This window comes from Adhaeribacter rhizoryzae (assembly GCF_008629685.1).
In the GTDB taxonomy this organism is placed as follows: Bacteria; Bacteroidota; Bacteroidia; order Cytophagales; family Hymenobacteraceae; genus Adhaeribacter; species Adhaeribacter rhizoryzae.
This window is the reverse complement of sequence record NZ_VWSF01000003.1, coordinates 36629-51225: the sequence shown is the minus strand read 5'-3', so window position 1 is coordinate 51225 and position 14597 is coordinate 36629. Positions and strand designations below refer to the sequence as shown.

The 14597-nt window shown below is 45.2% G+C and carries 17 protein-coding genes and 1 tRNA gene; 5 read left to right on the top strand and 13 right to left on the bottom strand.

The window, feature by feature from the left end; genetic code table 11:
- Positions 1–21 precede the first annotated feature (21 nt).
- From F0145_RS05235 to F0145_RS26100, 5 genes are all read left to right on the top strand, one after another.
- Positions 22–798, top strand: a complete 777-nt coding sequence (locus tag F0145_RS05235) for a TatD family hydrolase (RefSeq protein WP_150087266.1) — start codon at positions 22–24, stop codon at positions 796–798.
- 1 nt (position 799) lies between these two features.
- Positions 800–1876 carry an asparaginase gene (locus tag F0145_RS05230; protein ID WP_150087265.1) on the top strand — a complete coding sequence of 359 codons (1077 nt, stop codon included), beginning with the start codon at positions 800–802 and terminating at the stop codon, positions 1874–1876.
- Positions 1877–1945: 69 nt separating this feature from the next.
- Positions 1946–2033 (top strand) — tRNA-Ser (locus tag F0145_RS05225).
- 248 nt (positions 2034–2281) lie between these two features.
- Positions 2282–3505 (top strand): site-specific integrase, encoded by a 1224-nt coding sequence (locus F0145_RS05220; RefSeq protein ID WP_150087264.1) that lies wholly within the window; start codon positions 2282–2284, stop codon positions 3503–3505.
- Positions 3506–3630: 125 nt separating this feature from the next.
- Positions 3631–3798 carry a hypothetical protein gene (locus F0145_RS26100; protein WP_190277474.1) on the top strand — a complete coding sequence of 56 codons (168 nt, stop codon included), beginning with the start codon at positions 3631–3633 and terminating at the stop codon, positions 3796–3798.
- 49 nt (positions 3799–3847) lie between these two features.
- Here the strand turns inward: F0145_RS26100 and F0145_RS05210 are convergent, their stop codons facing one another.
- Genes F0145_RS05210 through F0145_RS05150 form a run of 13 tightly spaced genes read right to left on the bottom strand, consistent with a single transcriptional unit; the run spans position 3848 to position 14588 of the window.
- A complete protein-coding gene (locus tag F0145_RS05210; protein WP_150087262.1) occupies positions 3848–4108 on the bottom strand; it encodes a helix-turn-helix domain-containing protein in 261 nt (86 codons plus the stop codon).
- A 23-nt stretch (positions 4109–4131) separates the two neighbouring features.
- A complete protein-coding gene (locus F0145_RS05205; protein WP_150087261.1) occupies positions 4132–4440 on the bottom strand; it encodes a hypothetical protein in 309 nt (102 codons plus the stop codon).
- Between the two features lie 13 nt (positions 4441–4453).
- Entirely contained in the window at positions 4454–5257 is an 804-nt protein-coding gene (locus F0145_RS05200) for a hypothetical protein (RefSeq protein WP_150087260.1), read from the bottom strand.
- Between the two features lie 51 nt (positions 5258–5308).
- The gene (gene traN, locus F0145_RS05195) at positions 5309–6154 is read right to left on the bottom strand and encodes a conjugative transposon protein TraN (protein WP_150087259.1); all 846 of its coding nucleotides are present in this window, start codon (positions 6152–6154) and stop codon (positions 5309–5311) included.
- Positions 6155–6202: 48 nt separating this feature from the next.
- Positions 6203–7543: a conjugative transposon protein TraM gene (traM, locus tag F0145_RS05190; RefSeq protein WP_150087258.1), complete on the bottom strand. Its 1341-nt coding sequence runs from the start codon at positions 7541–7543 to the stop codon at positions 6203–6205.
- 49 nt (positions 7544–7592) lie between these two features.
- On the bottom strand, positions 7593–8210 hold the full coding sequence (gene traK, locus F0145_RS05185) for a conjugative transposon protein TraK (protein ID WP_150087257.1): 618 nt from the start codon (positions 8208–8210) through the stop codon (positions 7593–7595).
- Between the two features lie 31 nt (positions 8211–8241).
- Positions 8242–9420: a conjugative transposon protein TraJ gene (traJ, locus tag F0145_RS05180; protein ID WP_150087256.1), complete on the bottom strand. Its 1179-nt coding sequence runs from the start codon at positions 9418–9420 to the stop codon at positions 8242–8244.
- A gap of 17 nt (positions 9421–9437) precedes the next feature.
- The gene (locus F0145_RS05175) at positions 9438–10067 is read right to left on the bottom strand and encodes a TerB family tellurite resistance protein (protein WP_150087255.1); all 630 of its coding nucleotides are present in this window, start codon (positions 10065–10067) and stop codon (positions 9438–9440) included.
- A gap of 12 nt (positions 10068–10079) precedes the next feature.
- Positions 10080–10718 (bottom strand): hypothetical protein, encoded by a 639-nt coding sequence (locus F0145_RS05170; protein WP_150087254.1) that lies wholly within the window; start codon positions 10716–10718, stop codon positions 10080–10082.
- Between the two features lie 7 nt (positions 10719–10725).
- Positions 10726–11403: a conjugal transfer protein TraI gene (locus F0145_RS05165; RefSeq protein ID WP_150087253.1), complete on the bottom strand. Its 678-nt coding sequence runs from the start codon at positions 11401–11403 to the stop codon at positions 10726–10728.
- Between the two features lie 11 nt (positions 11404–11414).
- Positions 11415–13892 carry a TraG family conjugative transposon ATPase gene (locus F0145_RS05160; protein ID WP_150087252.1) on the bottom strand — a complete coding sequence of 826 codons (2478 nt, stop codon included), beginning with the start codon at positions 13890–13892 and terminating at the stop codon, positions 11415–11417.
- Between the two features lie 3 nt (positions 13893–13895).
- Complete coding sequence (locus tag F0145_RS05155) at positions 13896–14216, bottom strand: DUF4133 domain-containing protein (RefSeq protein WP_150087251.1); 321 nt, start codon at positions 14214–14216, stop codon at positions 13896–13898.
- A gap of 33 nt (positions 14217–14249) precedes the next feature.
- Positions 14250–14588: a DUF4134 domain-containing protein gene (locus F0145_RS05150; protein ID WP_150087250.1), complete on the bottom strand. Its 339-nt coding sequence runs from the start codon at positions 14586–14588 to the stop codon at positions 14250–14252.
- Positions 14589–14597 lie beyond the last annotated feature (9 nt).

The following is a 14597-nucleotide window of genomic DNA, read 5'->3' as shown; positions in this document are numbered from 1 at the left end:
GAGTAACGTTATGCTGCCGGTATGTCTGTTTTAAATTATATAGATTCGCACGCTCATATTTATTCGGAGCAATTTAAGCCCGACCGGGACGAAACAATCCGGAAAGCTACCGAAGCGGGCGTGGCGCAAATTTTAATGCCCAACGTAGACCATACATCCATTGATGTAATGTTGCAAACCGAAGCCGACCATCCGGCAGTTTGTCTGGCTATGATGGGCTTACACCCGTGTTCGGTACAGAAGCATTTTGAAAAAGAACTCTATACCGTTGAAAACTGGTTGAACCAACGTAAATTTATTGCCATCGGTGAAACCGGCATTGATCTGTACTGGGATAAAACTTTTTTGCCGCAGCAGCAGGAAGCTTTACAAATTCAGGTAGACTGGGCAAAAAAATATAATATTCCGATTGTGCTGCACACCCGCGAAGCTTTTAACGAAGTTTACGAAATAATAGAACGTAGCCAGGATGGTACCTTGCAAGGCGTGTTTCATTGTTTTTCGGGCACCGCCGAAGAAGCACAAAAAGTAATTAAAACCGGTTTTTACCTGGGCATTGGCGGCGTAGCTACCTTTAAAAACGGCGGCTTAGATAAAGTTTTGCCCGAAGTGCCTTTAGAATATTTAATGCTCGAAACGGATTGCCCTTATTTGGCGCCCGTGCCGCACCGGGGTAAACGGAACGAGCCGGCTTACCTGCCTCTGGTGGCTAAACGGGTAGCCGAAATAAAAAACGTGCCGTTAGCGGAGTTGGTAGAGGCGTGTACAGCTAATACTAAAAAACTATTTAATTTGTAGCATGGCCTTACGTAAAGTAAATCTTAATACAGCTTTAACCCTCGAACCTGAAGGCTCGGTGCTGCTCATTTATACCGGTGGTACCATTGGTATGATTTACGACCGGACGGGTAGCCATCTGGTGCCTTTTAATTTCGAAGAAATATTATTCCGGGTACCCGAGCTCCGGCAATTAAATATTGCTTTATCGCTAATCAGTTACGAAGAGCCCATTGATTCTTCTAACGTAACCGACGAAGACTGGATTAAGCTGGCCGCCATTATTCAGGAAAATTACAACGACTACGATGGGTTTGTAATTCTGCACGGCACCGATACCATGGCTTACAGCGCTTCGGCTTTGAGTTATTTGCTCGAAAACCTACAAAAGCCGGTGGTGTTTACGGGGGCGCAGGTACCTATTGGCAAAATGCGCACCGATGCCCGTGAAAACCTGATTACCGCGTTGGAAGTGGCTGTATCTACCCGCAAAGGCCGGTGTATTGTGCCGGAAGTGTGTATTATGTTTGGCCGTTTATTGTTGCGGGGCAATCGCTCTAAAAAAGTAGAAAGCCGGCATTTTAACGCTTTCCGGTCGTCTAATTACCCGCCGCTGGCACACGCCGGGGTAAATATTGAGTATCATTCCATGATGTTGCTGCAATTCCCAACGGGCACCTTTAAAGCGCACCAGAAACTCGAAAAAAATATTGTAAGGTTACGGTTGTTTCCAGGCTTGGCCGAGCGTGTAATCCGGAATTTATTGGTAACCAAAGGGTTGAAAGGCGTAGTGCTGGAAAGTTACGGATCGGGCAATGCCCCAACGGCTCCCTGGTTTTTAAATGCTATTAAGGAAGCCGTAGACCGGGGTACCTTTATTTTAAACGTGAGCCAGTGCGATGGCGGGCGGGTAGAGCAGGGAATGTACCAGACGAGTAAATATTTAAGCGATTTAGGTGTAATTGGCGGTTACGATATTACGAGCGAGGCCGCTGTTACCAAATTAATGTTTGTGCTGGGCCAGGATTTACCTCCGGAACAAAGCCGGAAAATGCTTGAAAGTAATTTGCGCGGCGAGATATCTTTAGAACCTTTGTAAACTAAATGGTTTTAAAATTTAAATATTTGCAAAGTGCGGTATTAATCCTTTAATTTGCAAGCCAATTACAGAGAGGTGTCCGAGTGGTTGAAGGAGCACGCCTGGAAAGTGTGTATACCTCAAAAGGGTATCGTGGGTTCGAATCCCATCCTCTCTGCTGATTGCTTCACCAAAAAGCAGCAAAGGCCTTTAAATCAATGATTTAAAGGCCTTTTTATTTTGCCTGCTCCGCTAAATCATGCATTTAAACACATAATTTACCAGCGTAATTCGTGGCGTCTTTTTAGGTATAAAAAAGACGCTAGAAAATGGTGGTTAGTTGTTGGTATACAGTAGTTCACGGCGTAAACATCTTGTATCAATGGAGCTGTATTCCGAAATTTAATTTAAAATGGAGGAATAAAAATGGAAAAGAGCTTCGGGTTGTTTTTCTTTCTAAAACAACCTAAAAATTACACTACCGGTCCAAAGTACGTTTACCTGCGCCTCACCGTAGATGGTGCTGCCCGAGAAATATCTACCAAAAGATTGTGGGAACCTGCCCGTTGGAGTGCAGAAGCCGGCCGGGCTACCGGCTCGAAAGAGGATGCCAAGTCCCTCAATCAGTACCTGGAAACTTTACGCACCAAAGTGCATGAAGCCCGGAGAACCTTACTGGAAGCGGATAAGCTAATAACGGCAGAAGCTCTCAAGCAGGAACTTACCGGAAAGGAAGAAAATAAAAGGACTGTGCTGGCAGTCTTTCAGCAGCATAATCAGCAAATGAAAGCGCTGGTTGGCCGGGAATTTGCTCCCGGTACCCTAGAGCGTTATCAAACCTCTTTAGCCCATACCCGTTCGTTTATCCAATGGAAATACGGGGTAGCTGATATGGCTATTCAGCAACTTGATTATGAGTTTATATCCGAATATGCTTTCTGGCTCAAAAGTGTACGGCATTGCAGCCACAATACTACCATGAAATATTTAAGTAACTTTAAAAAAGTGATATTACACTGTGTGCGGAATGGCTGGCTTAATCGGGATCCTTTCCTGGGGTTTAAAATGAATAAAAGGGAGGTGGTGCGAACCGCCCTGACGGAAAAGGAACTGCAAATCATTGCGGTCAAATCCTTTACCATCGAAAGGCTGAATCAGGTTAAAGATATTTTTCTGTTCAGTTGTTATACCGGATTGGCCTATGCCGATGTAAAAAAGTTAAAACGCTCGGAGATAGCAGTTGGTATGGATGGTGAGCAGTGGCTGCTGACCATGCGGCAGAAAACTGAAACTGTCTCCCGGATGCCTTTATTACCTATGGCTTTGGAGATTATCAAGCGCTACCAGGACCATCCGCAATGTTGTAATACTGGCAAGGTGTTGCCGGTGTTAAGTAACCAGAAGATGAATGCCTACCTGAAGGAGATTGCTGATGTTTGTGGCATCAACAAAAACTTAACTTTTCACATTGCCCGGCATACCTTTGCCACTACGATTACCCTGAGCAATGGGGTGCCCATGGAAACAGTTTCTAAAATGCTGGGCCATAAATCCATGAAACAGACCCAGCACTACGCTAAAATACTGGACAAAAAGATTAGTGAGGATATGAACCTTCTGAAAAGTAAATTAGCTAAAAAGGTTAGGTAATTTAAAGTCGGTTAACAATAATTAAACTGAGCTTTGGTTTAATCTGGAACTGCTACCAGAAAAACCTGGGTTCCTAAGAAACGATTGTAGGAGGGTACATAACGAATGTACCCAAATTCCTGCAATTGTTTGATGCATTTGTGGTAGGTGGCGATGCTACTGATATGGGCCAGTTTCATGACTTTTTTACGCGTAATATACAACGGGTTTATACCCTTTTTTCGAACCCACAAATACAAGAAGGCTATGTAAATGCTAATATGCCAGACGTTGATGCGCTCATCACGAATTAGGGTGATATAGCCTCTCTTTAGTTCTGTTACCTGCTTCATGGAAACTAGATCATCGGTTATTATCTAATAATCTTTCCACCTCCATACTCCGATAAAAATGAATACTGCCAACCTTGGAAGCCGTTAACTTCCCGCTAATCCGATAGTTTTGCAAGGTACTGGCTGATATTTTCAGCTTCTTCCTAACTTCACTGCTACGCAGCCATTCCGGGGTGGTGGGTTGGTGGGAACGTAATAGTTCTTTCAATTCATTTACGAGTTGTAAACGGAAGGCTTGTAAATCTTCCTTTGTAATCAATTCTACCTGCATAAACTTCGTATTTACAGCGTGTTTTATTTTATACTTTCAAGGGCTAAATCGACCGGGAAATAAATGGTACTGCCTTGGTTCCTTCTCCTGGAAGGTGCATAGCGGATATAGCCAAAGTCACTTAAATCTTTGATGAGTTTGTGGTAGGTGGATTTCCCGGAAATTTTAGCCAACTGCATCAACTCATACCTAAAGGCACATATCGGGTTATCAAAACCATGCTCCAGGCGGAATTGCACCAGGGCGGCATACATCCCGATATGGTTCAGACTGATGCGCGGGTCCCGGGCAATTCTGGTAAAAAACGAGGATAAGACTTCTGCCGATGACATGATGAATTCTCCATTAGTGTAAGGTCGCGCCATTCTTTTTCCCTCTTTTCTGAGCCGGCGTTGTAGATTCACCGGCTGGTTCCTGGACTGGCTTAACATTGGTTTTTTGCATCTCCTGCTTTTCCGAATGCTTAGTGGTTTGACTTTCTGCCTTCAACTGGTTATGATTCAGTCGCTGCAGGTTACCATCATAAAGGTTCATGGTTTTAAACCGGGGATTGGCCTCAATATAATGCTTTTGTTCTCTGCCTTCCTGGATTAAGGTAACCGCCTGGCGGTTACCCTTCTGCAAAGACTCCAGTAAGCGGCTTTTTTCCGGCTCCTCCTTTAATTCTTTGATGTGATATTTAGCCAGTGCTGCTTCCAAATTAAAGCTATAATTCTGGTGAAATTGTTTTATCTTAAAGTTGCCGTTTGGTTCTGTTTGTTTAAAATCAAGTTGTAGCCAGGCATTGTATATCTGGCCCTCTTTATTCAGCAAGTCCTTATTCACCGCCCGGCCGTTCAATAGATTATAAGCTTCCTTGAGGGTGATGTTCTGGCCTTTATGAATATAAAAGGTTTGGTTTATCTGCTGCTGGTCTTGGTCGGGTTTTAAGGTTAGTTGATACCGGTTAAAAAAGTACAGGTCGCTCTGGTCTGATTTTTTAAAGTGCAAAGTTACAGCGGCCATATCCTGACCTATTTTTATGCGGTAGGCGAGCTGGAATTCGGAGGCTTGCTTTTGGAGTTGTTCTTTTAAATCCTTTTCCAGGCCATCCCCAAAACCGGTATATTTTACCTGGTCTTTCAGGTAGTCAAAGTTTTGTTGGTTCATGATTGACAATAGTTAAGGTTATAAAATTATAATGAGGGTAAAGCAGTTTGATTAGTCTATAATAGGCTGGGCTTTAAGCAACGTTGGGTTATGCACCTTTAGCATTAAATGGCGGCCGCCATTTTTCTCCATCAGTTGGATGGCCAGAAATTTCTGGTCCGGAATGGTAAGTTTAGGTAAAGCTAATACCAATACCTGTTGGGATTGACCAGGTATGATAGAAGCATTACCCTTAAGGTGTAAGGGCGTCAGTGGAATTTCCTGACTAGCCGTCCGGCGCGCTTGTTGTTTATCCCGAATAAAAATGCGCAGCAGGTCGGTATCGTACCGGATAGGGGAGTGGTTTTGGATTGCCAACTGGTAGAAAACTACATCGTCCCGGATGTAAAGCCCATTCAACTGAAGCCGGACTTTGTTTTTAGAATTTTTTACCCCCAAGTTCATTTTTTTCTTCTGGGCAATATTTTCTGCTAACTGTTCCAGGATAGCTTTATTCGCGCTTAAAGGGAAATAGGATAGATGGCTTGAGGAACTGGTATCATTGGAAAATGAAAAGGAAAGCGCGGCCGGTTGGCTAACATAAACCACCCGGAAGGAATAAAACCGGCCATCGGTGGTGATAACGCTTAAGTTTGTTTCGGGAAAGTTCAGGCTGCCGGCTTTCACCAGTAAGATGTTATCTACGCCTTTAGCCTTTTCAGCAAGCACTTCCCGGCTCCCCCGGTCCACACTTTTAATCGTATGCGGAAATATCAGGTGGGTTGTTTTTGTTGTAGAAATAGCTAATTGATAAGGTTTTATTATAGTGACAGCGGGAACATCCAGGCTGGCTTGACCCATAGTTAAAATGGTACAGCAGCATAGCAGTAATCCGGTAAGGAGCATGGTACGATTCATTTTCTTAGCTTTTTAAAGTTCAAGTGAGGTTTATTTTACTAATTGGTTTTAAGTTCTGGTGGGGCTGGTGAAGTTCTTTTGCCGGCCATCGCGGAGCAACACTTGGTAACCAGCTTTCACCGTCACTTTAACCTGTTTGGTCTTTTTGCTGAGGAGTGTTTTAGCTGCTTCGATGCCAGCACCAGCGGCCTGGGTGCCAAACGAAGGGTCGTAAGTGGGCAGGCCAATACCTTGTAGTGCCTGATTCGTTGATTGGCGGGCAACTTCCCGGGAAAGGGTGCCGGGCATGTGAATGCCGTTCATCCCATCCAAATCCCACACGGTTAAGTCTACCGGAATTAGAGATTGCTGGTAAGTTATGTGGTTTATCTTAATGTGTAGCCGTTCGTCCTGTAGGGAAGCCGTTCCATAAACCAGCGTGCCGGCCGGAACCGTTACGCCGTTCAGGTATATAACTTCCATTAATCTTAGTTTAACCACCGCTCCCTCTACCAGGGTTTGGGTTTCGTGCAGGACGGCCGGAATAGTATTTTGCTCCGCGTTTAGGCTATTTTTAGGTTCTTCCAGAGACAGGAAGCCTTTGGTGGTTAACGATGCTTTGGCTGAGGCAATCCCCAAATTCCTGACATCAGGAATATTCTCTACTAAAGATATGGGCTCTGCCGGAAGGACACCAGCCGATAAAACCTGCCTTGGGTAATGAGGCTGAGTCAGGAGGACTTTATCCCGTACTCGCTCGGGATGCTGAATAGCCAATATTTTGTCCAGCATGCCACTTATCTGCTTCATTTCTGGGTCTTCATCGGGATTTCCGTTTTTCATCATTCCCATCATTTGTTCCAAGCGGTCCATATCTGCCTGGTTCAGGAAAGTACCCGGGTGATTTAAAAGACCTGTACCAATCTGTGATTTAATATTGGGTTGCTTTTCCGCTTTCTTGAGCGCCGTATTTACCTGTTGCAGCTTTTGGTAAATTTGGGCTTCTTGGGTAGTGACATCATCCGCTGGGTTTAGCAGAGTGGTGTTTAGACTGTTTGAAGTCAGGTGTAATTTTTGTTCGATACCTGCCAGGTCGTTTTCTTCTCCCGTTGGTTTTAGCGGCGGCTGGCAGTTAGGGTCCTTTTTTAAGAGTTTCTCCAGCCGGGCCGAATCCTGGGTTGCTTTTTCGTAATAGCTTAACTTATTTAAGGGTTGCTCTTCTGGCAGGTATGCCGTTGGTAGTTCTAAATTAAACCCTTTATGGGCAGTAGGTGACTGCGCCTGCATTTGGTTGACTTGACCACCACCCAGGAGCCAAAATATCAGCGTGATAAAGGGGATTGTTAACAGGGGGAGAGCCAGAAAAAATTTGCGTTGTTGTAAAAACCGGGGCAAATGATTCGTTTTCATTTTAAAATTGTTTAAGGTAGCTACTTGTTTAAATGGTCGAGTACAGGGTCTAGCGCGATTGGCTTTTCAGGTCTTGGTTCTCCAGGATGGTCCAGCGTTGGATTAAAAAGCCATGAGGATTATTATCCGACCGACTGACATTGCGCAGGTAACCTGCGGTTAAAAGACTTCGAAATACCTGGCTGGTAGTGCGGGTAATGCTTTGGGTAGCATAACAGCGGAAAGCATATGGATATTGGTTCATATCTAGCCAGACACTGTCGATGGTAATATGCTGGCTGATGTTGCCCGATATAATTTCGGCATAAAAACCTTTCTCCTTCAGGTTATCATATACCCGTTTGGCCGAGGCATCTGCCAGGTACAAGGCTTTGTTGATATTGGTTTGGATTACTTTTTCATCCGGGTCCAGTGAGAAAAAGTACTGGTGAAATGTTTTGACATGGTCTCGGGCTTCTACCGGCAGGTTATCTTTTCGGTCAGCCGCATAGGCTTCCAGTACTTTGCCGTTGGCCAAAACAAACACCTTGCTCTGCGCGCCGGCTACCCACTGGTAACTTTTATAGAGCGTGAAGCCGCAAAGCGCTAGGCTACCCGTAACCACCACCAGGGTAAAGCTGCGAACATACCGGAAAGCCGTGTCAATATTTTGCATCTTTTTAAACATAAAACAACTGGTTTAGGATAAGGGATAGCTTTTATTTGCCGGAGAGTTTGTCGGCCATATAGTGGGCGTGGCCTGCCTGGGAGTGGTTTCCGGTTAAACCCTGGTGAATGCGGTCAGCAGCATGGCTGAAGGTATTCGTAACCATTCCGGTACCACCGGCTACGGTGTTGATAGTACCACGGGAAGCATTGCTGAATAGACTGGTTACTTTATAGAGCAGGGTGTTACTACCGCCGGCTTGCACAATGTAATTTGCCACTGAAGGAACCGTACAATACCCGACAATGCCCATGAGCAGAAAGATGAGATAGGCCATATCGGTGGGGCTGAAAAAGGTATCGCCAGTGGATTGTACCTGCTGAATATCCAGATCCAACATTTTCTCCTGCACCTGCCCAATGATAGCGCCAAAAAGATTAGCCACCGGTAGCCAGAGATAAATATTGACATACCGGGCCATCCAAACCGTAAGCGTATGGTGGAAGCCGTCAAAAACTGACAAGCCAAAGACTAGTGGCCCGAGAATGGCCAGCACAATTAACTGGAACGTGCGGATGGTATTGATGCAAAGGGCAGCGGCCTGGTAGAGGACTTGCAGCACTTCGCTTATCCATTCTTTTACCGAGTTACGGAAATTGTAAGAAGCTTTGGCCATGGCAAACTTCAGGTCATTGCCAATACTTTCCATCACTCCTTCATTTTCCGCCGCCGGGTTTTCAGGGTGGGAGTACCGGTACCACCGTTCCTGGTTACCGCTGCCGGATTCCCCGACGTACATTTGCCAGGCACTGGTATTCTTAATAGCCTCTTCTTTTTGCTTCAGCAAGGCCAAAATAGCTTTATCTGAGTTCTGAACCAGGTTAGCCGTGGCAGTAACGGTCGGCTGCATCACCCCATTCATGATGGCCAGCACCGAAGGAAACAGCAGGATGGCCAAACCAATCACAAAGGGCCGGAACAAAGGGTAAAAATCAATGGGTTCGGCATTGGCCAGGTGCCGCCAAACCCGGGCGGCGATATACCAGATTGCCGCAAAACCGGCTATGCCCTGACCTACGCTAATCAGTTTGCTGCACATCGGCAGCATTTCTTCGTAGAGTTGGTTTAAAACGCCTTGCAGGCCCTGAACCTGGTTACCCATACCCTGGGCCAGGGTAAAAAAGGGCCATAACATTCCCACGGCTGCTACAAAAGCAGCTCTTCGCCACATTACCATAATAGTTTATATTAATTTAAGCCATAGATTTTCTGAAGGGTATGCACATCTTTTTGTTCCCGGGCCCGTTGGATGGCCAGCAGGGTGGTGGTGTGATTAAAATGCCGGAGAAAAATTAATTTATCCAGCATGTCCTGGTAAATTCTATCAATAGCATTTAACCTTTCTTCATCGGACATCCGGAGCTGGTTAGCCGTTATAATAGAGGCCAGCTCATCCAGGTTTTGCAGGCTCAATCGAAAGAGGTTGGTGTAAACCCGCTGGAGGTATTTAATTTCTTTAGGGTTAAAGTTTTTATCCTGCCGGAAGCGGTTATAAGCTTTTTTGTACTCTTGCAGGATGAACACCTGGTAATTTATTATGCCCGAAATTTTCTGATAATTGCGAACCGTGGGATTTACGGCCAGCAGCCCATCCAGAAAAGCCTGGTGCAAACGGTAATTGCCTTCGGACAGGTCTTTTATGGTGTTGTAGCCGGTACTAAGAATGGTATATCCTTTTTTCATATCACTTAGTATCTGCTTTAGTTGAGCCAGTTTTTCTACGTTTAGCAGTAGTTGTTGAGCTTCCTGGTTTTGAGCCGATAGGTTGGCCGAAACACCTAGTGGCAGGAAGAGCAGGAAAATAAATTGGGTTTTCATAATTATCTGCTTTCAAAATCCATATAAGGCTCGGCTGGTCTGAATGGATTTCTGCGCCTGGAAATGTTGCATGGCCAGTGTTTTTGCTTCCTTCATCAGGTTTTGGACAAAAGCATATTTATCCAGCATTGTCAAATAAAGGGCATTAATTCGTTGTAGCCGTTCATCATCTTTCATTGCCCAATGGTGGTCCGATATTATCCCTACCAAGGCTTCTGAATCTGCGGCATTTTCCTGCAACAGGTTCTTTAGCGTGCGGGTGAGATAGTCTTTTTCGACCGGGTTCAACTGGCTATTTTGTTGTAGCTCACGGAAGGCACTTTGCCAGGTTTGCATCAGGTTAATCTGGATTGCCAGGATGGCTGCTACACGGGAAGAGTACCTGATTTTTGGATTAACTTTTTCTAATGCCAGAAAATAATCAGCGTGTGATTGTCGCTCCTGATTTTTAAGATGCCCTATGGCACTTAAGCCGCCTTGTGTAATACTATAGCCTTTCTGAACATAGCCCAGGTACACCTGAAAAAGCGCTATCTGCTGGAGCAGGTATTTGGTTTGAGTGCTTTTCTGATTCATCCATTCTTCCGGGGTTTGCGCCTGAACGTACCCACAACCTAACCCGGCTATTAATAGGAGAATTATGCGTTTCATTATTTTCTTATTGAATTCCGTATAACTGTTTTATTACTTCCACTTCCTGCTTACTGCGGGCCCGCTGCAGGCTGAGTAGCATATTTTGCTCATTAAAAGCCTTTAAGTCCCGGTAATTAATTTCTAATTGGTCGGCCGTTGCGTTGATGATGGCCAGGCGCTGGGCATCACTCATCTGGTAAGAAAAAGCATTAATAACCTTTAAAATATAATCCAGATTCTGGGAACTGGCCGCCAAAATACCGGTGTAAACGTTGCTCATGTATTCCAGTTCTTCCGGCGAAAAGTGTTGGTCCTGTTTAAATAAGCCCCAGGCTCTTTTGTATTCCGCCACCAGGCGTACCTGTTGCTGCGTTATATCCCGGATTCGCTGGTAATAAGCAATTATGTTTTTTACCTCCCGGAGTTCCTGGTAATAATCGCTATACAATTGCCGTTGTTTTTCTACCCAATCGGAAATTTCGGTGAGCTTTGCCTGCGACATGGTATTTTCTAATACTTTCTGCGCATTCTGCAGCCAGATGGTGCGGTTTTGTAACCGTTGAATCTGCAAGTCCATGGCTTTAATGGCTTTGATAATGCCTGCCTTGATAATAAGGGTAATGGGATCCTGGGCTTGGGTGGGCGGAACGGGTGTAACCATTACCACCAGTACAATTCCCAATCCGGTAAATAGCTTTTTCATACCGTATATATTTATTTATGCTGCAATCCCTGGGTTTTTATTTCATTAGCCAGCACCGCAATGCCTTTCCGGATATCCCCATAGCGGTCGGCATACTGCAGTACTATCATCTTTTCGGTTTCTTCGGTGGTGTAAGTCAGGTATTCTTCCGGCGATACTTCGGTGCGGTAAACTTTGGCTAAGGTCCCGCCCAAACTGATAAAAACTTCTTTGTACTTAAGGGTGGGGTCGTTGGCTTTATTAACCGATAAGACCAAAGCTTTTTCTTTCTCGGTTAAACCCAGCAACTGCTGAATCTGGTCGAACTTGTTCAGGTACTTGCTTTGGTCTAGCAGTATTTTACAATCGCTGTTATTGATAATGGCTTGTTTTACGATAGGCGAAGAAATAATATCTTCTACCTCCTGGGTAACTACCACGGCTTCTCCATAAAATTTCCGAACTGTCTTAAACAAATACCGAATGTATTCAGCCATGCCTTCTTTGGCAATGGCTTTCCAGGCTTCTTCGATGAGAATCATTTTGCGTACGCCTTTGAGCTTGCGCATTTTGGAAATAAACACCTCCATGATAATGATGGTTACTACCGGAAACAAAATGGGATGGTCTTTGATGTTGTCCAGTTCAAAGACTATGAAACGTTCCTGCAACAAATCTAAATTTTGGGTGGCATTGAGCAGATAATCAAATTCACCGCCCTGATAATAGGGGCGGAGCACGTAGAGAAAATTGTTGATATCAAAATCCTTATTTCTAACGTTATCGGCTGCAAGTGTTTTGGTAAATTGGTCCCGCAGAAACTCATAAAAGCTGTTAAACCCCGGAAATATCTGTTCTTCTTTTGGCAGCCATTCGTAATATAGCTGTAAAGCATTCGACAGGGCCACGTACTCTGAACGGGCGAATGTTTCATGGTCTTTCTTCCAGAGCGCCAGCAACAACGATTTTATGCTTTCTTTTTTTTCGGTGTCCAAGTTATCGCCCGGTCCAATGAAAAAAGGATTAAACCGGATAGGGTGTTGTTCGGAGTAGGTGAAATAATATCCTTTTACTAAATCACACAAGCCTTTATAACTATGACCAACATCTACCAGGACAATGTGGGTACCCTGTTCGTAGTAAGAGCGCACTAGGTGGTTGGTGAAAAAGGATTTGCCACTGCCGCTAGGACCCAGAATAAACTTGTTGCGGTTAGTACAGATACCATTTTTAACCGGTTCATCCGATAAGTCTACGTGCAGGGGCCGGCCGGTTAAACGATCGCCTAAGCGGATGCCCACCGGACTTAAAGAAGATTGGTAGCTGGTTTCCAGGTTTAGAAAGCAGGTAGCCTGTTCGGCGAATGTATCGAAGGTGTCATTCATGGGAAAATCCGCTTCATTGCCCGGAATACCGGCCCAGAAAATTTGCGGGGCCCCAACGGTTTCCTGTTTAGCGGCAGTGTCTAGCTGGGCAAGGGCCGAGGAAACCTTATTCTTTAAATCTTTTTCTTCTTTTTTGTTATCGGTCCAGACCAGCAGGTTAAAATGGGCTTTGACTGGTAAACGTTGGTGCTGGATGGCCTCATTCAGAAAATCATTCGTAGCATCCCGGGCCAAAGTGTTGGAGCGGGAATAGGCCGATAAGGATTGCAGCCGTAGTCTTTTGCGTTCCAGTTGCTGCAGCGTATGTCGGACGTCCTCCAGAAAAATGTACTGGTTGTACAGGTGGTTGCAGGGCAGGAGTTGGCCCAGGATTGCGGCAAAGCCGATGCTGAATTTAGATCGGTCGGTGGAATATTTATCATAATTAATCCGGGAGCCGCATAAAGCCGGCAAATCTTCGGCATCTCCGAGGGTGTAGAGCTGGCAAAGCTGGTCGCCTATCCGGATGCTATCGCCAAAGGTTATATCTTTTACTAAACAGGCATTATCCCGCTCTGCCAAATAGCAATACTGTTCAATAATGCCCAACCGGTGCTGGTGGCTGAGTAAATCCTTCTCCTGTAGTTTTTTTAACTTAACCAGTCCGCTGTCTTCTAGGATACGTTTGAATTGCCCGGCCTGGTCCAGAAAATCTTGCAACAAAAGCGGACTTAACACCTGCTGGGGTACAATCGTGCGGCGCAGCAAATTAGAGAACAAGGACGTGGCAAGCGGTCGGCCCGCGGGTTTTTTGGTGAGCAACACGTAACACCGGTGATCGAGAAAAGGCCGTTCGTTAAAAAAGCGTTCGCTGCAGCGGGAAAGAAAACTAGTATCTTCCCGGGTAAAGTCTGGTTGAAAGTGGTCCTGGATAAACCAATCTTGCTTGTGAAAAACGGTGTGAGAGGGTAGTAATTTAAGAGGTTTTACCCAAGTATGGTGTAACACTTCGTATTCCTGGTCAGATAGGGTAAAGATCTCCGGCAGGTAAATTTGGAATACCACGGTAATATCGCCTTGCTTGGAGAGGATGCAGTCCTGTTCCACCCCCATCAGAGGGAGCAGTTCATCGAGTTGCTTTTCCATGTTCTATGAATTTAGCTTAAAAATTAGCCGGGAATAGGATTTTACAACTAGTGGCACTTGGCGGCGGGCCAGGCTTTTCATCAGGCCGTGTTGACCATATTGGTGACTTAACTGGTAGATTTTTAAAACCAGACCAGCACCCATTACCAGGATTATGCCGGCGCAGCTAAAAGCATCCAGTTCCACCACAATGTAAAGCATAGCGAACAGAAAAAGTAGAGCCACCAAACCGGCACCCAGGTACCAGATGTATTGGGCTTTTAGGCCTTTAAATTCCAGGGGCTTGTTAATTCCTTTGTTCAGGGTGTATACACTGTTTTCCACTGCTTTCTTCTTTTGTAATTAAAATAACCACTCTTATATCCCGAAGAAAGACTTGATAACGGTAACCACCACTACCAGGAAAACACAGCTGCCAAACCAAGCAGCGGCCACTTTGCTCGTATCGGGGTCGCCGGCATTCCATTTTTGGTAAACTTTTACCGCGCCAATAAGACCAAGCAGCGCGCCCACGGCATACATCAGGTCGGTTCCGGAGTCAAAATAGCTCCGTACTTGTTCATTAGCTTCATTAATGCCGGCATTACCATCCTGGGCCCATGCAGCGGGTGCCAGCAAAGCTAAAGCCAGAGTCAGGCTCAGGGTTGAACCTATTCTGCTACCTAATTTTTTAAATTTCAATTGCTTCGTTTTCATACTTCACCT